This is a genomic window from Thauera chlorobenzoica (genome assembly GCF_001922305.1).
GTDB classification, from domain to species: domain Bacteria; phylum Pseudomonadota; class Gammaproteobacteria; order Burkholderiales; family Rhodocyclaceae; genus Thauera; species Thauera chlorobenzoica.
Genome location: NZ_CP018839.1, coordinates 1,825,766 through 1,848,973 on the forward strand (window position 1 = coordinate 1,825,766; position 23,208 = coordinate 1,848,973).

Consider the following 23,208-nt stretch of genomic DNA (forward strand, 5'->3'; position numbering starts at 1 on the left):
TCAGCCCGTCGCTGCACCATCTTCGCTCAGGAACGGGCCGGTTACGCCATCGACGCCGAGTTTGAGCAATGCCTCCAGTTCGGCGCTGCTGCCGACTCCTTCGGCAATGACGATCACTCCGATCGCATGGGCCACGGTGCACAGCCCGCGCAGGAAGCTCTGGTTGCCGGCGTCGGCCTCGATGGCGCGGGTCAGTGCGCGGTCGGTCTTGAGGTAGTCGATGCCGAGCACGTGGAGGTCGCTGAGCTGACTGAAACGGCGTCCGACATGTTCGATGCCGAGCTTGCAGCCGAGCGGCTTCAGTGCCGCGCACAGCGCGCGGAATTCGGCCAGATTCCGCACCACATCGTGCTCGGTGAGCTCGATCCAGAGCTTGCGCGCTTGCGCCGGACGGGCGTGCAATTCAGCGAGGAGCGTGCTTCTGAATACCGGATCGCACAGCGCTTCGGCGGACAGGTTGATGCCGAGCGGGGCGCCGTCGCGGGTGATCCGGGCGAGCGCTTCGGCCAGGACGGCGCCGTCGAGCTGGCCCAGCAGGCCCAGGCGCGCGGCCTGGGGCATGAAGTAGCCCGCGCTCTGCCAGTTGCCGTCGATCAGCAGGCGCATCGGCGCTTCATGATGGAGCAATCTTCCCTCCGGAGCGCCGGTCGCCACGACGGGGTAGAGGGCCAGGCGGACGCCGTGTTCTTCGAGCGCACCGAGGATGGTTTGCCGCCAGTCGTCGAGATTGCCGTGCAAGGGGGCGCCGATCGACGGCGGTGCAATGCTGGCCGCAGCATCGTCGGTGAGTTCGGCGGCAGCGAGGGCTGCGTCGGTGCGGGCGAGCAGGTTGCCGTGCCGTTCGTTGGGGTAATAGGCGGCAGCGCCGATCGGTAGCCGTAGCGCAGCGGTGTCCCGCCATCGTTCGCGCAGGGCATGGAGCTGTTCGGCAAGCAGATGCACGACTGCGTCCGGATCTCCCTGCCCCGAGGCCAGGAGGGCGAAGTCGCTGGCATTGAGGCGGCCGGCTTCCCAGCCCGGGTGGGCGTCGGCCACGGCCTGGAAGCAGGTGGCGAGTTCGCGCAGCAGGCGGTCGGTTTCCTGGTGTCCGAATCGCCGGTTGAGCTGGCCGAGATCGCCCAGCCGGGCCATCACCAGGCTGCCGCCTGCGGCCGCGTCCTCGCGCGCCAGCGCCGCATCGACCAGATTGAGGAAATGGCTGCGATTGACGAGCCCGGTGAGTTCGTCGTGATGGGCCTGCCGGCGCAGTTTTTCGAGGCGCTGCGACTCGTCGGCGAGCATCGTGCGCACCCGCTCGGAGAGCGCATTCATGGCGCGGACCACGCTGCGGAATTCGCTCGTCGAGGGCTCTTCGGTGGTGATGAAGCGGCGCTCGCCGATGGCTTCGGCCTGGTCGACGACGCGCCCCAGCGGGTGGGTGACGTGCTTGACCAGCACGGTGCCGACGAGGCCGGTGAGCACGGCGCCGGCGACGAACCAGGCCAGCAGCTGCAGCGTGCCGTGCCACAGCGACTCGTAGGCGTAGCGGCTGTGGCTCTCCAGGGTCAGGGTGCCGAACTGGCGCCAGCCGTCCTGCACCTGGGCGATGCCGGGCTGGGCCCGGATCGGGATCAGGCGGGCGAACCACCCCGGGGCGCCGAAACGCTCATCGGCGTATGCGCGCTCGACGATGAGCTCGCCGGATGGCGCCACCAGCCGGATCAGGCGGTAGTGCCCGGCGTCGAACTGGGCGGCGATCTGCAACTCCACCGTGACCGCGTCCTTCGGCATCTGCGACAGTGACAGGGCGAGGGAGCTGGCGTTGTCGAGGTTCTTTACATAGAGCTGCTGCTCGAGGTAATGGCGCGCCGACAGCGTGCTCACCACGAAGCTCGCGCCGAATGCGATCGACATGACGATGGCGATGCCGATCCAGAGTTGCTTGATCAGCGACATGGCGCCTCCTGTGCGTGCGGCATGGGGTGGGGTCCTTCGGGGCGGGCCATCAGTGCAGGCCCTCGTTGCGCATCCGCTCGAGCACGCTGCGCCAGCGCGACAGGCGGGCGGTGGGGTCGGCCGCGGAGGCACTGGCGCCGCCGACCCAGAGGCCTTCACTGTTGAAGCTGAACACCGGGAACAGGTCCGGGCGGCGAGCGGCGGGGCGGATGTCGCTGATCAGGTTGTCGAGCACCAGCGGCTCGTCGGCGGGCGTCGGGAAGTAGCCCACCACCATGTGGGCCTGGCTGATGCCGCTTTGTGCCCCGCCGATCTGCGCCCGCACGTAGATCAGGCGCAGGCGCTCGGCGGGAACGCCGAGCAGGCGCAGGGTCATGTACTTGGCGATCGAGAAATCCTCGCAATCCCCTGCGCCTTTGCCCATCAATTCGAGCGGTGAAGCCCAATGATCTTGTACGCCCCACACCGCGATATCGTCTTCGAATCGGATTTTCCGGTTGAAAAAAGTATTCACGCGGGCGAGCTTCTCGATTTCATCGGAATCCGTGGCTTCCGCGATCAGGCGTCGCCATGCCGCGACCGATTCGGCGGCGGCCGCACCGTAGCGCGATGCCGCCAGGCGCTGCATCCGGTCGAGGTCGGAGGCGGCGAGCACCGAACCGAGCAGCACGCCGAGCAACACAAGCAGCGCCCAACGCGCCGGAAAAGCGCGTTGGGCGGGGGAAAACGGCCCGAAACCGGAAGGCTGCACCCTGTAGGCGAACATCGTATCCTGCGCAAAAAGGATATGCTAAGGTTAATCCAAAAGGCGGCATCCGGTCCGCGTAAAACAGCAGATGTCTTTTCAGTGCTTTCCGCTCGCGTTTTTCGGGCGCCGAACCGTTTAGTGCTTGGCGTGCAGGTTTTTTCCTCCTTTCTTCCTTTGTCGGTGAAAGGCGGAAGCCTGGTGTGTGACGTCGTACTGTCATGGTCTCCAAATCGTCGAGGTTCATAATGAAAAAGATTCGAACGCTGATTGCCCTTGCCGTCCTGGGTACCCTACCCCAAGCGTATGCACAGGTTCCGGAAGCGCTCCAGGATGCGGCGCGGATGGCTGTGACCGCCAACCCCGAAGTGCAGGCGCGCTGGCACGCCTTTCTGGCTTCGGAACAAGACCGGTTGGCAGTGCGCGGCGGCTATTTCCCCCAGGTCGACCTGATCGCCGGGGCCGGGTACGAACGCCAGACCAGGCCGGACCGCGACCCGAAAACGGAAAGCTACAATCACCGCAATGCCACGCTGGCGCTGAACCAGATGGTCTATGACGGGTTTTTCACCCGCAACGAGGTGGCACGCTTCGGCCATGCCAAGCTGGTGCGCTACTACGAACTGGTGGACGCGGCCGAGCGCACTTCGATGGAAGTGGTCCGTGTCTACAGCGATGTGCTGCGCTACCGTGAACTGGTCAAGCTCGCCCAGGACAACTACGTGCGGCACAAGCAGGTCTTCGACCAGATCTCGGGGCGCACCGCCGCCGGTGTCGGGCGTGGCGTCGACCTCGAGCAGGCGACCGGGCGGCTCGCACTGGCCGAATCCAACCTGTTGACCGAAGTCTCCAACCTGCATGACGTCAGCGCCCGTTATCTGCGCATCGTCGGGGTGGAAGCGCCTGAAAACCTGCCCCTGATCGGCGACTCGATCGCGGCCGGCGGGCTCCCGCCCACGATCCAGGATGCGCTGCGCGAAGCGTTCGACAGCAGCGCCACGCTCAATGCCGCGGTCGAGGATGTCGCTGCCGCCCAGCGCGGGGTCGAATCGCGTCGGGCGGCGTTTCATCCTCGCCTCGACCTGCGCGCGCGCCAGTCCTTCGACCGCAACCTCGACGGCGTCAGCGGAGAGTCGCGCGATAGCGTCGTCGAGCTGGTGCTGACCTACAACCTGACGCGGGGCGGGGCGGACCAGGCGCGCCTGCGCCAGGCGGCCGAGGCGGCGAACCAGAGCAAGGACCTGCGCGAGAAGGTCTGCCGCGACATCCGCCAGACGCTGTCGATCGCCTACAACGATGTCAATCGGATCAAGGAGCAGCTGATCTACCTCGACCAGCACCAGCTTTCCACCGAAAAGACGCGCGAAGCCTATCGGCAACAGTTCGACATCGGCCAGCGGACCCTGCTCGACCTGCTCGATACCGAAAACGAGTTCTTCGAGGCGCGCCGTGCCTACGTGCGGGCGGTCTACGACCGGATCATCGCCCAGGCGCGCACGCTGACCGAGATGAGCCGCCTGACGACCGCGCTCAACGTGGCGCGCGAAGGCTTGCCGAGTGCGGCGGAAGTGGGGCAGGAGCGCGCCGGGATCGATCCCGCGTCGGTCTGTCCGCCCGAAGCGCCGACGCAACTGCAGATCGACAAGGAAGCCGTGTTTGCCGAAGCGATGCGTGCCGCAGGGCGCTGATTGACCCCGCCCCGGGGACGAAGGGCGCGCGCTCGCCCTTCGTCCCCGGGGCTTCTTTGCGCAAGGCGTGGAGGCCCGGGCCGGCCTTAGCGACCGTGAAACCGCGGTTTGCGCTTGCCGAGGAAGGCTTCCAGTCCTTCGCGGTAGTCGTCGGTGGCGAGGAAGTCGAAGGCGCGCCGCTTTTCCTCTTCGTCGAGCCCGCCGCCGGACATCAGCCGCTTTACCCATTGTTTGTGCCAGCGCGCCACCAGCGGTGCGCCGGCGCGGATGCGCGCGCCGCAGGCAGTGGCTTCGCCGAACACCGCGTCGTCCTCCACCACCCGGCTCAGCAGGCCTTTCTGCAAGGCTTCGGCTGCGCCCAGGATGCGCCCTTCGAGCAGGATTTCGAGCACCACCGCGGGCCCCACCAGCGCCAGCAGCCCCGCCATCTCGCCCGGATACATCGAAAAGCCGAGGCGGTTGATCGGGGCGCCGAAGCGTGACGATGCGCCGGCGATGCGGATGTCGCAGCAGCCGGCGATCTCCAGCCCGCCGCCGATGCAGGCGCCGCGAATCGCAGCCACCGTGGGGACGGCGCAGTCGCGGATCGCATCCAGGGCGCCGGCGACCAGTTTGTCGTGGTAGTGCAGGGCGTCTTCGACGGTGGCGCGCACGGTGGTGAATTCCTCGATGTCGCCGCCGGCGGCGAAAGCTTCGTCGCCGGCGCCGCGCAGGATCACGCAGCGCACGTCGGGGGTGTCCGAGACGCGCCGCATCGCCTGTGCCAGCCCGTGCCACATCGCCGCATCGACGGCGTTGAGCTTGGCGGGGTTGTCTAGCGTCACCGTGGCGATGCCGTCGTGCAGCTCGAAACCGATATGGCCGGCCATCGCCTTCAGCCTCGCAGCATGGCCGCCAGCTCGCGCTCGAGCAGCGCGGGGTCACCCAGGTTGAGTTCGAGCAGGCGGCGCAGGTGGGTGATCGAATCGAGGTCGATCTCATGGCAGGCAAGGCCGATCCGCGTACCGTCGCTGGCGTGCTCGACGTGCGCCACCGTGCCCTTCATCCTGACGATGGCCTGGCCGCCGCTCAGTTCCAGGCTCAGTTCGGCGAGGTCGCCCGCCTTCGCCTGCAGATCGTGTTCGCACAGGAGCAGGGCACCCTTCAGCGACAAATTGTGCACGGTGCACTGAAGGCGATCCCGGTTCAGCTGCAGGCTGGCGTCTTCGACGAAGGAGACGCGTGCGTTCAGGCGGCGGTGCTGGGGGTTCATGGCGGACTCCGAAACGGCGGTCGGGGAATGGATCGGGCGAGGCCGGATTTTGCCCGATTCGGCTGAGGATTGCCTGCCCGGATCGGGGCGGGGCCGGCTTTTCATGCTGCAGTGATAGACTGGAAAAGCTTTTCCGCGCTGGTTTTGCCTCCCGGCGGGCCTTTATCCCAAAGGAGCGATCGTGCTGCTCGACAACCTGCTCATCATCCTGGCGCTGATCGCGGCGAGCGCGTTTTTCTCGATGTCCGAGATCTCGCTCGCCGCCTCGCGCAAGATCAAGCTGCGCCTGATGGCCGAAGGCGGCCATGTCAATGCCCAGCGCGTGCTCGCGCTGCAGGACAACCCAGGCAATTTCTTTACCGTGGTGCAGATCGGCCTCAACGCGGTCGCGATCCTCGGCGGCATCGTCGGCGAGCAGGCCTTGTCGCCTCATGTCGCCGCGCTGTTGCGCCCGGTGTATGACGGGCCGGCGCTGGGGACGGCGAGCTTCGTGCTGTCGTTCAGCTTTGTCACCGCGCTGTTCGTGCTCTTCGCCGACCTGATGCCCAAGCGCCTGGCGATGGTGCAGCCCGAGCGCGTTGCGGTCGGGCTGGTGCGGCCGATGCAGGCCTGCATGTGGCTGCTGGCGCCGCTGGTGTGGGTGTTCAACGGTCTCGCCGACCGCATTTTCCGCCTGCTGCGCATCCCCAGCGTGCGCACCGAGGACATCACTCCGGCCGACATCGTCGCGATGGCCGATGCCGGCGCCCAGGCCGGCGCGCTGCTGCGCCAGGAGCAGCACCTGATCAGCAACGTGTTCGAGCTCGATTCGCGCATCGTGCCTTCGGCGATGACCTCGCGCGAGAGCATCGTCTTCCTGACCCTGTCCGAGTCGGAGGAGAGCATCCGGCGCAAGATCGCCGAGCACCCGCACGGCAAGTTTCCGGTGTGCGAGGACGGCATCGACAGCGTGATCGGCTACGTCGATGCGAAGGACATCCTGCCGCGGATCGTGCACGGCAAGAACCTGTCGCTGCGCACCCAGCCGATCGTGCGCAAGGTGCTGATGCTGCCCGACACGCTGAGCCTGTTCGAGGCGCTGGAGCGCTTCCGCGACGCGAAGGAGGACTTCGCCCTGGTGCTCAACGAGTACGCCCTGGTGGTGGGCCTGCTGTCGCTGCAAGACGTCATGAGCACGGTGATGGGCGACCTGGTGAGTCCCTTCCAGGAAGAGCTGATCGTGCGCCGCGACGACCACTCGTGGCTGATCGACGGCGTCACCCCGATCGAGGACGTCATGCAGGCGCTCGACATCGAGGTCTTCGAAGGCTTCCAGAACTACGAGACGGTGGCCGGCTTCCTGATGTACCGCCTGCGCAAGGTGCCCAAGCGCACTGACTTCGTCGTCTATGCCGGCTACAAGTTCGAGGTGGTCGACATCGACAACTACCGCATCGATCAGGTGCTGGTGACGCGCGAGAACCCGCCCGTGCCGCCGGCTGCGAGCGCGGGCTGAAGCGAAGGCGGAGTGGCGGGCGTAGCCCGCGCGCCGCTCAGGCGCTGGCCGGCACCCTGGCGTCGGCGATGCGCGCCAGCGCCGCGCGGCCGCTGAGGATGTGGGCGCGCATCCGCTGCTCGGCCTGCTCCGCATTGCGTGCGAGCAGGGCGTCGAGGATGCCGCGGTGCTCGGCCAGGGACTGCTCCAGCCGGCCTTCGGAGAACAGCGAATGATGGCGCGACAGCTTGATCACCTTGCGCAGGTCCTCGATCACGTGCAGCAGCCAGCGGTTGTCGGCGATCTCCTGCAGGGCGAGGTGGAAGGCCTGGTTGGCTTCGAAGAAGCCGTCGATGTCCTTCTCCGCAGCAGCCCGCTCCAGGCCGGCGTGGATGGTGCGCAGGCGGTCGAGTTCGGCGTCGCTGGCGTGGGTTGCCGAAACCCGGGCGCATTCGCCTTCGAGCATCGACATCACGCTGAAGACCTCGTCGAGGTCGCGCTCGGAGATTTCGGTGACATAGCAGCCGCGGCGCGGCTTGAGCGTCACCAGGCCTTCGGAGGCGAGCACCTTGAGCGCTTCGCGCAGCGGCGTGCGCGAAATGCCGTATTGTTCGGCGATGGCCTGCTCGTCCACCCAGGTGCCGGGTGGCAACTCGTGCGAGAAGATGCGCTGGCGGAGGCGTTCGGCCACTTCCTGGTAGAGCGCCATGGGGGCGATGCGGGACGGCTTCATGTCGGGTCTGCGAGGTCGGTGCGGTAGGGGCGGGTATGCAGGGGGTGGGGGAGCCTCGGGGCGAGGCCACGGCTGTCGATCGATTCTACCCTATTGCACTCATAATTATGGATAAAGTATTATCGACGACTGCTGAACAAGTCGAATTCCAGTGCGTACCGTAGCGTCCTGGCCGCGGCGCGCGGGTGTTCGTCGCGCCGCGGGCCGCTACCGCACCCGGAAGTACCGTAGTCGTCGTATCCAAGAGGTTTCCCATGCCGAACGCCAACGAGCCGACCTACCCCCAGCCCGATCTCGAGGCCTGGAAAAAAGCCGCTGCCAAGCAGGCCCCCGATGGTGATCTCGCCCAGCTGAACTGGATCACGCCCGAAGGGCTGACGGTGAAGCCGCTGTACACCCGGGCCGACAGCGCCGATCTGGCACACGCCGACACGCTGCCCGGCTTCGAGCCTTACCTGCGCGGCCCGCAGCCGACGATGTATGCGGTGAAGCCGTGGACCATCCGCCAGTACGCGGGCTTCTCGACCGCCGAGGAATCCAACTCGTTCTACCGCAAGGCGCTCGCCGCCGGCGGCCAGGGCGTGTCGGTGGCGTTCGACCTCGCGACCCACCGCGGCTACGACTCCGACCATCCGCGCGTCACCGGCGACGTCGGCAAGGCCGGCGTGGCGATCGACTCGGTCGAGGACATGAAGATCCTGTTCGACGGCATCCCGCTCGACAAGGTGTCGGTGTCGATGACCATGAACGGCGCGGTACTGCCGATCCTCGCCGGCTACATCGTCGCCGCCGAGGAGCAGGGCGTTCCCCAGGACAAGCTCTCGGGCACGATCCAGAACGACATCCTGAAAGAATTCATGGTGCGCAACACCTACATCTATCCGCCGACGCCGTCGATGAAGATCATCGCCGACATTTTCGGCTACACCGCGCAGCACATGCCCAAGTTCAACAGCATCTCGATCTCGGGCTACCACATCCAGGAAGCCGGCGCCAACCAGGCGATCGAGCTGGCGTTCACCCTCGCCGACGGCCTCGAGTACGTGCGCACCGGCATCAACTCGGGGATGGACGTCGACACCTTCGCCGGGCGGCTGTCGTTCTTCTGGGCGGTGGGGATGAACTTCTACCTCGAGATCGCCAAGATGCGCGCCGCGCGTCTGCTGTGGTGGCGGATCATGAAGCAGTTCAACCCCAAGAGCGCGAAGTCGATGATGCTGCGCACGCACTCGCAGACCTCGGGCTGGTCGCTGACCGAGCAGGACCCCTACAACAACGTCGTGCGCACGACGATCGAGGCGATGGCCGCGGTGTTCGGCGGCACCCAGTCGCTGCACACCAACGCGCTGGATGAAGCGATCGCGCTGCCGACCGAGTTCTCCGCCCGCATCGCGCGCAACACCCAGATCATCATCCAGGAAGAAACGCACATCTGTAACGTGGTCGACCCCTGGGCCGGCTCCTACATGATGGAAAAGCTCACCCAGGACATGGCCGACAAGGCCTGGAGCCTGATCGAGGAGATCGAGGCGATGGGCGGCATGACCCGCGCGGTCGAGTCGGGCTGGGCGAAGATGAAGGTCGAGGAGTGCGCCGCCGACAAGCAGGCACGCATCGACGCAGGTCTTGACGTCATCGTCGGCGTGAACAAGTACAAGCTGGTGAAGGAAGACCCGATCGAGATCCTCGACATCGACAACCACGCCGTGCGTGAGTCGCAGATTGCCCGCCTCAAGCAGGTCCGCACCAGCCGCGATGCCGCTGCGGTGCAGGGGGCGCTCGACGCGCTCACCCAGTGCGCCGAGACCAGCGACGGCAACCTGCTCGACCTCGCCGTCAAGGCGGTGCGCCTGCGCGCTACCGTGGGCGAAGTGTCCGACGCGCTGGAGAAGGTCTTCGGCCGTTATCGTGCCAACCCGCAAGCCGTGTCCGGCGTCTATGGAGCCGTCGTGGAAGGACAGGAAGACTGGAAGGCCCTGAAGGCCGACATCGAAGCCTTCGTCGCCGAGGAAGGCCGCCGCCCGCGGGTGATGATCGCCAAGCTCGGCCAGGACGGCCACGACCGCGGCGCCAAGGTGGTGGCTTCGGCCTTCGCCGACCTCGGCTTCGACATCGACATCGGCCCGCTCTTCCAGACCCCGGAAGAAGCCGCGCGCCACGCGGTGGAAAACGACGTCCACGCGGTGGGCTGCTCCAGCCTCGCCGCTGGCCACAAGACCCTGGTGCCGGCGGTGATCAACGAGCTCAAGCGCCTCGGTGCCGACGACATCATCACCTTCGTCGGCGGGGTGATTCCGGCGCAGGATTACGACACCCTGTACGCCGCCGGGGCGAAGGGCATCTTCGGCCCGGGCACGCCGATCCCGACCGCGGCGCGCGAGGTGCTCAGGCAGATCCGCGCCGCCCGCACCAGGGGCTGATGACGATGCTGGATGCGAACGATCGGGCGCTGGTCGACGGCGTGCTCGCGCGTCAGCTGCGCCCGCTCGCCAAGGCCATCACCCTGATCGAGTCGCAGCGCGAAGACCATAAGCTGCGCGCGCAGCGCGTGCTCGAAGCGCTGCTGCCGCACACCGGTGGGGCGATGCGGGTGGGCATCTCGGGGGTGCCGGGGGTGGGCAAGAGCACCTTCATCGAGGCGCTCGGCCTCTACCTGATCGAGCAGGGCCTGCGCGTTGCGGTGCTGGCGGTCGATCCGTCCTCGTCGCTGACGGGCGGCTCGATCCTCGGCGACAAGACGCGCATGGAGGGGCTGAGTCAGAACCCGGCCGCCTTCATCCGCCCCAGCCCCTCGGCCTGCAGCCTGGGCGGGGTGGCGGAGAAGACGCGCGAGACGATGCTGGTGTGCGAGGCCGCCGGCTTCGACGTGCTCATTGTCGAGACCGTCGGCGTTGGCCAGAGCGAGACCGCGGTCGCGGGCATGACCGACCTCTTCTGCCTGCTCCAGCTGCCCAACGCCGGCGACGACCTGCAGGCGATCAAGAAGGGGATCATGGAGATGGCCGACCTGATCGTGATCAACAAGGCCGATCTCGACCCGGCGGCGGCGATGCGCGCTAAGGCCCAGATCAGGACCGCGCTGCACATGCTGCGCCCGGCCAGCCCGAACTGGACGGTGCCGGTGCTGACGCTGTCGGCGCTGAAAAAGGACGGCATCGCCGAATTCTGGCAGGCGGTGAGCGACTACCGCCGGGCGCTCACCGCCTCCGGCGAATTCGCCGCCAGGCGCCGCCACCAGGCCCTGGCCTGGATGTGGGAACTGATCGATGCGGGGCTGCGCAGCCGCTTCCGCAATCATCCGCAGGTGAAGCACGACTTGCCCGGGCTTGCCCGTGCGGTGGAGGAGGGCGCGACCACGCCCACGCTCGCCGCGCTGCGCCTGCTCGGCGACTTTCAGGCTTGAAACAGGACGCCCCGCCGCACAAGGCCGGGCGGAACGATCCGACAGGAGACTCTCCATGCACGACATCATTCGCCAGTTGGAAGAAAAGCGCGGCAAGGCCCGCCTCGGCGGCGGCCAGAAGCGCATCGACGCCCAGCACGCCAAGGGCAAGCTCAGCGCGCGCGAGCGCATCGAGTTGCTGCTCGACGACGGCAGCTTTGAAGAGTGGGACATGTTCAAGGAGCACCGCTGCACCGACTTCGGCATGGACGCCGAGCACACCCCGGGCGACGGCGTGGTGACCGGCTACGGCACCATCAACGGCCGTCTGGTGTTCGTGTTCTCGCAGGACTTCACCGTGTTCGGCGGCTCCCTGTCCGAGACCCACGCGGAGAAGATCTGCAAGGTCATGGACCACGCGATGAAGGTCGGTGCGCCGGTGATCGGCCTCAACGATTCCGGCGGCGCGCGCATCCAGGAAGGGGTGGCCTCGCTCGGCGGCTATGCCGACGTGTTCCAGCGCAACGTGCTCGCCTCGGGCGTGGTGCCGCAGATCTCGCTGATCATGGGGCCGTGCGCCGGCGGCGCGGTGTACAGCCCGGCGATGACCGACTTCATCTTCATGGTCAAGGACTCGTCCTACATGTTCGTCACCGGCCCCGAAGTGGTGAAGACGGTGACCCACGAGGAGGTCAGCGCCGAGGAACTGGGCGGGGCGATGACCCACAGCAGCAAGTCCGGCGTCGCCGATCTCGCCTTCGAGAACGACGTCGAGGCGCTGATGATGACCCGCCGCCTGGTCGGCTTCATCCCCGCGAGCAACCGCGAGAAGCCCCCCGCGCTGCCGGCGGAGGACCCCGCCGAACGTCTCGATCACTCGCTCGACACCCTGGTGCCGAGCAACCCCAACCAGCCTTATGACATGAAGGAGCTGATCGTCAAGATGGTCGACGACGGCGACTTCTTCGAACTCCAGCCCGACTATGCGCGCAACATCATCATCGGCTTCGCCCGCATGGAAGGCGCGCCGGTGGGCATCGTCGCCAACCAGCCGCTGGTGCTCGCCGGCTGCCTCGACATCAAGAGCTCGATCAAGGCGGCGCGCTTCGTGCGCTTCTGCGATGCGTTCAACATCCCGGTGGTGACCCTTGTCGATGTGCCCGGCTTCATGCCCGGCACCGCCCAGGAATACGGCGGCATCATCAAGCACGGCGCCAAGCTGCTCTACGCCTACGCCGAATGCACCGTGCCGAAGGTCACCGTGATCACGCGCAAGGCCTATGGCGGCGCCTACGACGTGATGAGCTCGAAGCACCTGCGCGGCGACGTCAATTTCGCCTGGCCGACCGCCGAGATCGCGGTGATGGGGCCGAAGGGCGCGGTGGAGATCATCTTCCGCGAGGAAAAGAACGACCCCGCCAAGCTCGCCGCGCGTGAAGCCGAGTACAAGCGCCGCTTCGCCAACCCCTTCGTCGCCGGCGCGCGCGGCTTCATCGACGACGTGATCATGCCGCACGAGACGCGCAAGCGCGTGTGCCGCTCGCTGGCGATGCTCAAGGACAAGCAGCTCGACAACCCGTGGCGCAAGCACGGCAACATTCCGCTCTGATCCGCGCATGAGGAATATCTACATGTTCAAGAAAATCCTGATTGCCAACCGCGGGGACCAGCCGCGCAGCGGCGCAGCGACGAAGTCAAATTGCCTGGCGGGCGAAGCACGCTGCGATTTCACCGCGGAGGTGGCGCATGTTTAAGAAGATCCTGATTGCAAACCGCGGTGAAATCGCCTGCCGCGTGATCAAGACCGCCCGCAAGATGGGCATCGCCACCGTCGCGGTCCATTCCGAGGCCGACCAGGACGCACTCTTCGTCGAGCTCGCCGACGAGGCCGTGTGCATCGGCCCGGCGCCGTCGAAAGAGTCCTACCTGGTGATGGACAAGATCATCGCCGCCTGCAAGCAGACGGGCGCCGAAGCGGTCCATCCGGGCTACGGCTTCCTGTCGGAGAACGCCGAGTTCTCGCGCCGCCTGGAAGAGGAAGGGATCAAGTTCATCGGCCCGAAGCACTATTCGGTGGCCAAGATGGGCGACAAGATCGAGTCGAAGAAGCTCGCGATCGAAGCCGGTGTGAACACCATTCCCGGCTACAACGACGCGATCGCCGGCCCGGCCGAGGCGGTCGAGATCGCGAAGAAGATCGGCTATCCGGTGATGATCAAGGCCTCTGCCGGCGGCGGCGGCAAGGGCCTGCGGGTGGCGTTCAGCGACGAGGAGGCCTTCGAAGGCTTTGCTTCCTGCGTCAACGAAGCGCGCAACGCCTTCGGCGACGACCGCGTATTCATCGAGAAGTACGTCCTCGAGCCGCGCCACATCGAGATCCAGGTGCTGGGCGATGCGCACGGCAACTACGTGTACCTGAACGAGCGCGACTGCTCGATCCAGCGCCGCCACCAGAAGGTCATCGAGGAGGCGCCGAGTCCCTTCGTCGATCCCGCGATGCGCCGCGCGATGGGCGAGCAGGCGGTGGCGCTGGCGCGCGCGGTGAACTACGAGTCGGCCGGCACGGTCGAGTTCGTGGTGAGCGGCGCAACCAAGGAGTTCTACTTCCTCGAGATGAACACCCGCCTGCAGGTCGAGCATCCGGTCACCGAGCTGATCACCGGGCTGGACCTCGTCGAGCAGATGATCCGCGTCGCTGCCGGCGAGAGGCTGCCGCTCAGCCAGGCCGAGGTGAAGATCGACGGCTGGGCGATGGAATGCCGGATCAACGCCGAAGACCCGTTCCGCGGCTTCCTGCCCTCCACCGGGCGCCTGGTGAGGTTCCAGCCCCCGGCTGAAGTGCCGGGCCAGGTGCGCGTCGACACCGGCGTCTATGAAGGCGGCGAGATCTCGATGTTCTACGACTCGATGATCGCCAAGCTCATCGTCCATGGCGCCACCCGCGAGCAGGCCATCGAACGCATGCGCGACGCGCTCAACGCCTTCGTGATCCGCGGCATCAGCTCCAACATCCCGTTCCAGGCCGCGCTGCTGCAGCACCCGCGCTTCTGCTCGGGGCACTTCAACACCGGCTTCATCGCCGAGGAGTACCCGCGGGGCTTCGACGCCTCGATGGTGCCGCACGACGACCCGGTGCTGCTCGCTGCGGTCGCCACCTTCGCCCGGGTGCGTTACATCGAGCGTGCGACCCAGATCGAAGGCCAGCTTGCCGGGCACGGGCGCAAGGTCTCGCGCGAGTGGGTGGTGGTGATGGCCGGCCGGCAGTACCCGGTGAGCACCCGGCCGCTCGCAGGCGGGCTGGAGGTCATCCACGAAGGGCGTACCTACGCCATTGTTTCCGCATGGATCTTCGGCGACCTGCTGTTTACCGGCACTGTCAACGGCGCGCCCATCTGCCTGCAGATCGAGCGCCGCGGCCTGCGCTATCGCATCGCCCATTTCGGCCTTCAGGTCGAGCCGATGGTGATGACCCCGCGTGCCGCGCGCCTGCTCGCGCTGATGCCCGAGAAGCTGCCGCCCGACCTGTCGAAGTTCCTGCTGTCGCCGATGCCCGGCCTGCTGCGCGAAGTCGCGGTCGCCGAGGGGCAGGAGGTGAAGGCGGGCGAGAAGCTCGCGACCATCGAGGCGATGAAGATGGAGAACGTGCTCAAGGCCGAGCAGGACGGCAAGGTCAAAAAGATCGTCGCCCGCCCGGGGGCCAGCCTGTCGGTGGACGAGGTCATCATCGAGTTCGAGTGATCGCTGCCGTGAAACGGTTTTGATCGATGGGGAGGGAGGTCCGGGCCATGTGCCCGGGCGCCTGTCGGCAGAAGGCCTGCGCAAGCAGGCCTTTTTTTTCGATGCGCATCCGGCAGGGCGGATGCGCTCGATCGCACGCTGGCCTCGACGGCAGCGGAGCTGTTTGGGAGGGCGGTCCGGTGCCGTGGAACTTCACTCCGCACAGCTTGTCACATTTGCACAAAAGTATTTCGTCACATATGATGCAGATCGTCAATCTGCTCGCCGCACTCGCGGGAGCGTGAATAAACAGGACCCGAGGCTGGCATCCAGCCGTTTTCACGATCATTCCGGGTCTGCTCCGTTTTCCCTGCCGACTGCCAGACGTGGTTTTCCGTGTCCGGGCGCAGGTTTGTGGGCGCCGTAACCGCGCGCCCCTGCAAAACCCACAAGACCACACCAGGAGGACATCCCATGAGCGCTCAAGTGCAGGCTCTCCAGCCCCATCACATCCAGCCTCTCGCGCAGATCCCCCCCGCCGGTGTCGATTTCTTCGACCCCGTTCCATTCAAGGTGTACACCCAACGCGACCTCGAGCGTATCGCGCCGCTGGCCAGGCTGTCGCCCGAGCAGCGCTTCGAGATGAAGGTGGTGTCTTCGGTGCTGCCCTTCCGCGTCAACCAGTACGTCATCGACGAACTGATCGACTGGAGCAAGGTTCCCGACGACCCGATCTTCCAGCTCACTTTCCCGCAGCGCGGCATGCTCGCCCCCGAGCACTACGATCGCATCGCCGGGCTGATCCGCGGCGGCGCCGACAAGGCCGAACTGGAGCGGGCGGTGGGCGAAGTGCGCCATGCGCTGAACCCGCATCCGGCCGACCAGATGGAAATGAACATGCCGCGCGACGAGCACGGCAAGCGCCTCGAAGGCATGCAGCACAAGTACCGCGAGACGGTGCTGTTCTTCCCCACCCAGGGGCAGACCTGCCACAGTTACTGCAGCTTCTGCTTCCGCTGGGCGCAGTTCGTCGGTGACAAGGAGCTGCGCATCTGCTCGTCCGAGGCCGCCGAGCTGCACGGCTACCTGCGCCGCCACCCCGAAGTCACCGACCTGCTGGTCACCGGTGGCGACCCGATGGTGATGAAGACGCGCCACCTGCGCGACTTTCTCGAGCCCCTGCTGCAACCCGAGTTCGACCACGTCCAGACCATCCGCATCGGCTCCAAGGCGCTCACCTTCTGGCCGCACCGCTTCCTCGGCGCGGAGGACGCCGACGACCTGATCCGCCTGCTGACCCAGCTCGTCGAGGCCGGCAAGCATGTCGCCCTGATGGCGCACTACAACCACTGGAAGGAACTCGACACCGAGGCCGCGCAGGCCGCGATCCGCCGCATCCGCGGCACCGGCGCGGTGATCCGCGCCCAAGGGCCGCTGGTCGCGCACATCAACGACGACCCCGCGGTATGGGCGAAACTGTGGAAGCTGGAAGTGAAGCTCGGCCTGGTGCCCTACTACATGTTCGTCGAGCGCGACACCGGCGCGCGCAACTACTTCGAAGTGCCGCTGGTGCGCGCCTGGGAAATCTACCGCGAGGCCATGCAGCAGGTCTCCGGCCTCGCCCGTACCGCGCGCGGCCCGAGCATGAGCGCCAGCCCGGGCAAGGTCGAGATCCAGGGCGTCGCCGAGATCGCCGGCGAAAAAGTCTTCGTCCTGCGCTTCATCCAGGGGCGCAACCCCGACTGGGTGCAGCGCCCGTTCTTCGCCAGGTTCGACGACAAGGCGACCTGGCTCGACCAGCTCGTCCCCGCCTTCGGTGAGGAAAAATGGTTCTGGCAGGACGAGTACAAAGCGATCCGCGAGGAGCGGCTCGGCCACGCCGACTGAAGTGGCGGCACCCAGCAGCAGCCCCACCCGCTGCTCTGCTGTCCGCCGCTTCGCGGCTTCCTGGACGGCCCCGTCCCCGCCCCGATCCCGGGCGGACGGTGGCGTGCAGGTGAGCCCACCTCAGCCCGCCATGCGGGCAAACGCCGCCACCACTTCGGGCGGCGCCTGCACCAGCTCGATCAGCACGCCTTCTCCGCCGATGGGGAAGGCGTCGTTGCTTTTCGGGTGCACGAAGGTGATGTCGTAACCCGCTGCGCCGCGTCGGATTCCCCCTGGGGCGAAGCGCACACCGTTTGCGGTGAGCCAGTCCACCGCCTTGGGCAGGTCGTCCACCCACAGGCCGACGTGGTTGAGCGGGGTGGTGTGTACCGCCGGCTTCTTCTCCGCATCCAGCGGCTGCATCAGGTCCACTTCAACCTTGAATGGCCCGCTGCCGATCGCGCAGATGTCCTCGTCGACGTTCTCGCGCTCGGAAACGAAGTTGCCGGTGACTTCCAGCCCGAGCAGGTCGACCCACAAGGTCTTGAGCTTTTCCTTGCTCGGGCCGCCGATGGCGATCTGTTGAATGCCGAGAATCTTGAAAGGGCGTGGGGTCATGGCGGCTCCGATGCTTGTGATAAAGAATTCATAATTATAAACGGGGCGGAGATCCGAGTGTGCATGAGCCGGCACGGCGGAAGCAGAAGGTTGGCGCGCTCATTGAGGTTATCCTGATGAGGCCCCCGACGGATTCCGTGCCACCGGATCGGGCTCGCCGGGCAACTCTCCGGCGCCGCAGGGCGCGACGATCACGGTGCACAGGGCGCGAACATGAATGCACGTAATACCGAAGTCCTCGACTGGCTGCGCGCGCACCACACGATGACGCTGGCAACGCAGGGCGAACAGGGGGTGTGGGCGGCGGCGGTGTTTTACGCCAGCGACGGTTTCGACCTGTACTTTCTGTCCAAGCCGGGCGCCCGCCACAGCGGCAACATCGCGCGCGATGGGCGTGCCGCGGTGACCATCCAGGAGGACTGCTCCGACTGGCGTGAGGTCAAGGGCATCCAGGCCGAGGGCCATGTCGTGGAGCTGTCCGGCGAAGCGGCAGGGCAGGCGCGCGCGCTCTACGGGGCGAAATACCCCGTCGTCGGCACGCTCGCCGGTGCGCCGGCGGCGATCCTGCAGGCCCTGGCGAAGGTGCACTGGTACCGTTTCGTCCCCGAGCGGCTGTATTTCATCGACAACTCGCGCGGCTTCGGCCACCGGGACGAGATCGACTGCCGCGACGGCAGGCCATGATCCGCGCCGCCGCCGGATGCTGGCGCGCCACATCTCCTGCGCCGTGCGCGTCCGCGGCCGTCGCCACAGCGGTGGCGAAGGCGGGGCGGAATCTCTAGGATTACGGGGAGGCACGGCTTTCTGCCCGGAGGCGACCCCGATGAACGATCCGAGCGCCACAAGCAGACCTGCGGCGTACACGCCCAGGAACAAGGTCCGCTTCATCACCGCGACCGCGCTGTTCGACGGCCATGATGCCGCGATCAACATCGTGCGCCGGCTGCTGCAGGCGAGCGGGGTGGAGGTCATCCACCTCGGCCACAACCGCTCGGTCGAGGAGGTCGTGAGCACGGCGTTGCAGGAGGACGTGCACGGCATCGCGGTGAGCAGCTACCAGGGCGGGCACGTCGAGTTCTTCAAGTACCTGATCGACCTGCTCCGGGCCCGCGGCGGCGGCCACATCCAGGTGTTCGGCGGCGGCGGCGGGGTGATCGTGCCGGACGAAATCCGCGAACTGCACGCCTACGGCGTGGCGCGGGTGTTTTCGCCGGAGGACGGCGCGCGGATGGGGCTGCAGGGCATGATCGACCGCGTCGTCGAACGTGCCGACTTCGACCTTGCCGTGGGCGCGCCGCAGACCGCCGAAGCGATGCTGGAGGCCTTGACCGCGGGCGAGCGCGCGGCCCGCCTGCGCCACCTCGCGCGCATCATCACCGTGCTCGAAAACGGCGGCTGCGGTGCCGAGGCGAAGCAGGCGCTGTGCGCTGCCGCCGCGGCTGTCCGTACTCCCGTCCTCGGCATCACCGGCACCGGTGGCGCGGGCAAATCCTCCCTCACCGACGAGCTGGTGCGCCGCTTCCGCCTCGACTTCGACGACCAGCTCGAGATCGCCATCGTCTCCATCGACCCGTCGCGCAAGCGCACCGGCGGGGCGCTGCTGGGCGACCGCATCCGCATGAACGCGATCGCCCACGAGCGCATCTTCATGCGCTCGCTCGCCACCCGCGCCACCGCCTCGGAACTCTCGGCCGCGCTGCCCGAGGTGATCGCCGCGTGCAAGCTCGCCGGTTTCGACCTGGTCATCGTCGAGACCTCCGGCATCGGCCAGGGCAATGCCGCGATCGTCCCCTTCGTTGATCTGTCCCTCTACGTGATGACGCCCGAGTTCGGCGCGGCGAGCCAGCTGGAGAAGATCGACATGCTCGATTTCGCCGACTTCGTCGTGATCAACAAGTTCGACCGCCAGGGCGCGGTGGATGCGCTGCGCGACGTGTGCAAGCAGGTCCAGCGCAACCGCACGCGCTTCGACCAGCCGGCCGAGGCGATGCCGGTGTTCGGCACCGTGGCCGCGCGCTTCAATGATGACGGCGTCACCGCGCTGTACCAGGCCTTGCTGCCGGCGCTGGCGGAGCAGGGCTTCGACACGGTTCCGGACGCTGCGGCGGCCCGCCTGCCGGCGGTGGCGGTGAAGGCCTCTTCCGCCGGGCGTGCGGCGGTGCCGCCCGCGCGCGTGCGCTACCTCGCCGAGATCGCGGATACCGTGCGCGCGTATCGCGCCGAAGCCGGGCAGCAGGTACGCATCGCCCGTGAGCGCCAGGCGCTGAAGCTCGCCCGGGCGCTGTTCGCGCAGGGCGAGCCCTCGCTGCCGCTGGCGGCGTTCGATGCGCTGATCGCCGCCAAGGACGCCGAGCTCGCCCCCGCGGCGAAGGCCCTGCTCGAACAGTGGCCGGCGACCCGCGCCCGCCTTGCCGGCGCCGCCCCGCCCGATCCTGCTTCCGACGCTCCTCCCGTGCGCTCCAGCACGGACGAAGCCCGCCCCCGCCGGTTCCACGAAACCTTGTCGGGCAGCCGGATCCCCCGCGTCGCGCTGCCGCAGTTCGACGACGAAGGCGAGCTGCTGCGCTTCCTGCTGCAGGAAAACCTTCCCGGCGCCTTCCCGTTTACCGCCGGCGTGTTTCCCCTCAAGCGCGAAGGTGAAGACCCGACCCGGATGTTCGCCGGCGAAGGCGACGCCTTTCGCACCAACCGCCGCTTCAGGCAGCTGTGCGCGGGGATGGGGGCGCACCGGCTATCCACCGCGTTCGATTCGGTGACCCTGTACGGCTGCGATCCCGCGCTGCGTCCCGACATCTACGGCAAGATCGGCAACGCCGGCGTCAGCATCGCCACCCTCGACGACATGAAGGCGCTGTACGACGGCTTCGACCTGTGCGCGCCGACGACTTCGGTGTCGATGACGATCAACGGCCCCGCGCCGGCCATCCTCGCGTTCTTCTTCAACACCGCGATCGACCAGCAGGTGGCCCGCTTCGAGGCCGACCAGCGCCGCCCGCCGAGCGCCGACGAGTACCGCGAGATCGAGGCGCGGACCCTGGCGAGCGTGCGCGGCACGGTCCAGGCCGACATCCTGAAGGAAGACCAGGGCCAGAACACCTGCATCTTCTCGACCGAGTTCGCGCTGAAGATGATGGGCGACATCCAGGACTACTTCATCCACCACCAGGTGAAGAACTTCTACTCGGTGTCGATCTCGGGCTACCACATCGCCGAAGCGGGGGCGAACCCGATCACCCAGCTCGCGTTCACGCTGGCCAACGGCTTCACCTACGTCGAGTCCTACCTTGCGCGCGGCATGCACATCGACGACTTCGCCCCCAACCTGTCGTTCTTCTTTTCCAACGGCATGGACCCGGAATACGCCGTGATCGGGCGCGTCGCCCGCCGCATCTGGGCGGTGGCGATGCGGGACAAATACGGCGCGAACGAGCGCAGCCAGAAGCTGAAGTACCACGTGCAGACCTCGGGGCGCTCGCTCCATGCGCAGGAAATGGACTTCAACGATATCCGCACCACCTTGCAGGCGCTGATCGCGATCTACGACAACTGCAACTCGCTGCACACCAACGCCTTCGATGAGGCGGTCACCACCCCCACCGAAGCCTCGGTGCGGCGCGCGCTCGCGATCCAGCTCATCCTCAACCGCGAATGGGGACTGGCGAAAAACGAGAACCCCAACCAGGGCAGCTTCATCATCGACCAGCTCACCGACCTGGTCGAAGAGGCGGTGCTGCGCGAGTTCGATGCGCTCGCCGCCCGCGGCGGCGTGCTCGGGGCGATGGAGACCGGCTACCAGCGCGGCAGGATCCAGGAAGAATCGCTGCGCTACGAGCGCGGCAAGCATGACGGTTCGCTGCCGATCGTCGGCGTCAACACCTTCCTCGGCCCGCAGGGGGCGGTGCTCGCTCCTGCGCCCGCGCTGGCGCGCTCGACCGAGGCCGAAAAGCAGTCCCAGCTCGCCCGCCTCGCCGATTTCCACGCCCGCCATCAGGCCGCAGCGCCGCTCTGGCTCGCCCGGCTGCGACAGGCCGTGCTCGAAGAGCGCAACGTGTTCGAGGTGCTGATGGGCGCCGTGCGCCACTGCTCGCTGGGCCAGATCAGCGCGGCGCTGTACGAGGTTGGCGGCCAGTACCGGCGCAACATGTAGCCGGGCGGCCAAGGGTAGGGGGCTGCCCGGGGGCGGTTAGAATGCCGTTCCGACGACTCTGCGGCAAAGACGGGCGCGACCATGAACCTCACCACTCCGGCACTGCTCTTTCCGGCGATCTCGCTGCTGCTGCTCGCCTACACCAACCGCTTCCTCACCCTCGCCCAGGTCATCCGCCAGCTCAACGCCTCCACCGATCGCGCCGCGGCCCTGGTGCAGTGCCAGCTCCCCGGACTCAAGCGGCGCATCGCCCTGACCCAGTACATGCAGGGCTTCGGCGTGTTCAGCTTCCTGCTGTGCGCGCTGTCGATGTTCGCGCTGTTCCTCGATGCCGAGCTGCCCGGCAAATGGCTGTTCGGCGCCAGCATCCTGAGCCTGACGCTGTCGCTGGTGCTGTCGCTGGTCGAAGTGCTGATCTCCACCGAAGCGCTGTCGCTGGTGGTGAAGGATCTCGAGCAGGCGGCACGCTCGGGCGGCGGCGCCTGAGGGGCCCCGAGGCGGGCAGGCCGCCGCCGCGACCCTTCGGGCCTGCTTCTGAAGCTCAGCGGCTGGTCAGCTTCAGCTCGATGCGGCGGTTGCGGGCGAGCGCTTCTTCGCTGCTGCGCGCATCCAGCGGGTGGAATTCGCCGTAGCCGGTGGCGGCCAGGCGCTGCGGCGCGATCCCCTGGGTGCGCAGGAACTTGACGATCGCCAGCGCGCGCGCGGTGGACAGCTCCCAGTTCGACGGAAAGCGCGCGGTGGCGATCGGGCGGCGGTCGGTGTGGCCATCGACCTGCAGCACCCACGGCAGATCGGCGGGAATTTCGGCGGCGAGTGTCTTCAGGGTTTCCGCCAGGCGGGTGAGCTGGACCAGGCCTTCGGCGCTGACCTCGTCGGAGGCGGTGGGAAACAGCACCTCGCTGGAAAACACGAAGCGGTCGCCGACGATCTGGATGTCCTTGCGCTTGCCCAGCACCGCCTGCAGGCGGCCGAAGAATTCCGAGCGGTAGCGCGCCAGCTCCTGCACCCGGGCGGCGAGCGCCAGGTTCAGCTCGCGCCCGAGTTCCTCGATGCGCAGGTCCTTGTCGCGGGCGGCGGCCTCGGCCGCGGCCAGCGCGTTGTTCAGCTGCTCGAGCTGGGTGCGCACCGCGGCGAGCTGGCGGTTGAGCAGCTCGACCTGGGCGATCGCCTGCGCCGACAGTTCGGTCTGTTCCTTCAGCCCGCGCTCGGAGGTGTCGAGCGCGCTCGCCAGGCGCGCGGCCTCGGCTTCGAGCTCGGCCTTCAGCCGCTGCAGCGCGGCGATGTCGGCGCCGAGGCGGGCGGCCTCGGTGCGCTGCGCGTCGAGGGCCGCCCGCGCGCCCTGCAGGTCGGCAGCGAGGGTGTCGCGCTCGCCCTGCGCGCTGGCGAGCGAGGCGCTGAGCTCGCCGATGCGGGCGTCGGCGCGCTCGCGGGCGGATTGTTCCAGGCTCAGGGCCTGTGCCAGCGCCGCCAGTTCGGCGTTGAGGCGGGTGAGGGCGCGGTCGCGCCCGCTGACCGCATCGGCGAGGACGAACTGGCCGATGACGAAGATCAGGATCACGAACACCATCACCATCAGCAGCGAGGCGAGGGCGTCGACGAAGCCGGGCCAGAAATCCAGCGGCCGGCGGCGGCGCGACAGCGAGGCCATCGC

At 67.3% G+C, this 23,208-nt stretch carries 18 protein-coding genes; 11 read left to right on the forward strand and 7 right to left on the reverse strand.

Translation table 11 applies throughout. From position 1 onward, the window contains the following. Both Tchl_RS08440 and Tchl_RS08445 read right to left on the reverse strand, forming a co-directional pair. Complete coding sequence (locus Tchl_RS08440; protein ID WP_075148015.1) at positions 1 to 1,935, reverse strand: EAL domain-containing protein; 1,935 nt, start codon at positions 1,933 to 1,935, stop codon at positions 1 to 3. Positions 1,936 to 1,984: 49 nt separating this feature from the next. After that, on the reverse strand, positions 1,985 to 2,701 hold the full coding sequence (locus tag Tchl_RS08445) for a transglutaminase-like cysteine peptidase (RefSeq protein ID WP_083945196.1): 717 nt from the start codon (positions 2,699 to 2,701) through the stop codon (positions 1,985 to 1,987). Between the two features lie 323 nt (positions 2,702 to 3,024). Here Tchl_RS08445 and Tchl_RS08450 point away from each other — a divergent pair, with 323 nt between their 5' ends. Continuing rightward, positions 3,025 to 4,368 carry a TolC family outer membrane protein gene (locus Tchl_RS08450; RefSeq protein WP_408646128.1) on the forward strand — a complete coding sequence of 448 codons (1,344 nt, stop codon included), beginning with the start codon at positions 3,025 to 3,027 and terminating at the stop codon, positions 4,366 to 4,368. Positions 4,369 to 4,454: 86 nt separating this feature from the next. Here the strand turns inward: Tchl_RS08450 and Tchl_RS08455 are convergent, their stop codons facing one another. Together Tchl_RS08455 and Tchl_RS08460 are read right to left on the reverse strand one after the other, a co-directional pair. Beyond that, entirely contained in the window at positions 4,455 to 5,237 is a 783-nt protein-coding gene (locus Tchl_RS08455; RefSeq protein ID WP_075148017.1) for an enoyl-CoA hydratase-related protein, read from the reverse strand. A 5-nt stretch (positions 5,238 to 5,242) separates the two neighbouring features. After that, complete coding sequence (locus Tchl_RS08460; RefSeq protein ID WP_075148018.1) at positions 5,243 to 5,620, reverse strand: PilZ domain-containing protein; 378 nt, start codon at positions 5,618 to 5,620, stop codon at positions 5,243 to 5,245. Positions 5,621 to 5,804: 184 nt separating this feature from the next. Here Tchl_RS08460 and Tchl_RS08465 point away from each other — a divergent pair, with 184 nt between their 5' ends. Further along, positions 5,805 to 7,115 carry a hemolysin family protein gene (locus tag Tchl_RS08465; RefSeq protein WP_408646133.1) on the forward strand — a complete coding sequence of 437 codons (1,311 nt, stop codon included), beginning with the start codon at positions 5,805 to 5,807 and terminating at the stop codon, positions 7,113 to 7,115. A gap of 37 nt (positions 7,116 to 7,152) precedes the next feature. Here Tchl_RS08465 and Tchl_RS08470 read toward each other — a convergent pair whose 3' ends face one another. Further along, positions 7,153 to 7,827: a GntR family transcriptional regulator gene (locus Tchl_RS08470; protein ID WP_075148020.1), complete on the reverse strand. Its 675-nt coding sequence runs from the start codon at positions 7,825 to 7,827 to the stop codon at positions 7,153 to 7,155. A 254-nt stretch (positions 7,828 to 8,081) separates the two neighbouring features. Between Tchl_RS08470 and scpA the strand changes: the two genes are divergently transcribed. The 6 genes from scpA to Tchl_RS08495 all read left to right on the forward strand — a co-directional run bounded on the left by scpA (position 8,082) and on the right by Tchl_RS08495 (position 16,813). After that, positions 8,082 to 10,247, forward strand: coding sequence for a methylmalonyl-CoA mutase (scpA, locus tag Tchl_RS08475; protein WP_075148021.1), 2,166 nt, complete (start codon positions 8,082 to 8,084; stop codon positions 10,245 to 10,247). Between the two features lie 5 nt (positions 10,248 to 10,252). Then, positions 10,253 to 11,230: a methylmalonyl Co-A mutase-associated GTPase MeaB gene (meaB, locus tag Tchl_RS08480; protein ID WP_198159027.1), complete on the forward strand. Its 978-nt coding sequence runs from the start codon at positions 10,253 to 10,255 to the stop codon at positions 11,228 to 11,230. 55 nt (positions 11,231 to 11,285) lie between these two features. Further along, positions 11,286 to 12,818 carry an acyl-CoA carboxylase subunit beta gene (locus Tchl_RS08485; RefSeq protein WP_075148023.1) on the forward strand — a complete coding sequence of 511 codons (1,533 nt, stop codon included), beginning with the start codon at positions 11,286 to 11,288 and terminating at the stop codon, positions 12,816 to 12,818. 22 nt (positions 12,819 to 12,840) lie between these two features. Further along, positions 12,841 to 12,963 carry a hypothetical protein gene (locus tag Tchl_RS18275; RefSeq protein ID WP_268810539.1) on the forward strand — a complete coding sequence of 41 codons (123 nt, stop codon included), beginning with the start codon at positions 12,841 to 12,843 and terminating at the stop codon, positions 12,961 to 12,963. Further along, a complete protein-coding gene (gene accC, locus Tchl_RS08490; protein ID WP_075148024.1) occupies positions 12,956 to 14,947 on the forward strand; it encodes an acetyl-CoA carboxylase biotin carboxylase subunit in 1,992 nt (663 codons plus the stop codon). The genes Tchl_RS18275 and accC overlap by 8 nt, the downstream gene beginning before the upstream one ends. A 453-nt stretch (positions 14,948 to 15,400) precedes the next feature. Then, positions 15,401 to 16,813: a KamA family radical SAM protein gene (locus tag Tchl_RS08495; RefSeq protein WP_075148025.1), complete on the forward strand. Its 1,413-nt coding sequence runs from the start codon at positions 15,401 to 15,403 to the stop codon at positions 16,811 to 16,813. A gap of 120 nt (positions 16,814 to 16,933) precedes the next feature. Here the strand turns inward: Tchl_RS08495 and Tchl_RS08500 are convergent, their stop codons facing one another. Continuing rightward, entirely contained in the window at positions 16,934 to 17,410 is a 477-nt protein-coding gene (locus tag Tchl_RS08500) for a VOC family protein (RefSeq protein WP_075148026.1), read from the reverse strand. Positions 17,411 to 17,623: 213 nt separating this feature from the next. Here Tchl_RS08500 and Tchl_RS08505 point away from each other — a divergent pair, with 213 nt between their 5' ends. The 3 genes from Tchl_RS08505 (at position 17,624) to Tchl_RS08515 (ending at position 22,043) form a co-directional block, all read left to right on the forward strand. Continuing rightward, positions 17,624 to 18,094 carry a pyridoxamine 5'-phosphate oxidase family protein gene (locus tag Tchl_RS08505; RefSeq protein ID WP_075148027.1) on the forward strand — a complete coding sequence of 157 codons (471 nt, stop codon included), beginning with the start codon at positions 17,624 to 17,626 and terminating at the stop codon, positions 18,092 to 18,094. 139 nt (positions 18,095 to 18,233) lie between these two features. Beyond that, entirely contained in the window at positions 18,234 to 21,557 is a 3,324-nt protein-coding gene (icmF, locus tag Tchl_RS08510) for a fused isobutyryl-CoA mutase/GTPase IcmF (protein WP_075148028.1), read from the forward strand. Positions 21,558 to 21,638: 81 nt separating this feature from the next. Next, entirely contained in the window at positions 21,639 to 22,043 is a 405-nt protein-coding gene (locus Tchl_RS08515; protein WP_075148029.1) for a DUF2721 domain-containing protein, read from the forward strand. Between the two features lie 55 nt (positions 22,044 to 22,098). Here the strand turns inward: Tchl_RS08515 and Tchl_RS08520 are convergent, their stop codons facing one another. Further along, positions 22,099 to 23,205: a peptidoglycan -binding protein gene (locus tag Tchl_RS08520; RefSeq protein WP_075148030.1), complete on the reverse strand. Its 1,107-nt coding sequence runs from the start codon at positions 23,203 to 23,205 to the stop codon at positions 22,099 to 22,101. Positions 23,206 to 23,208: the final 3 nt, after the last annotated feature.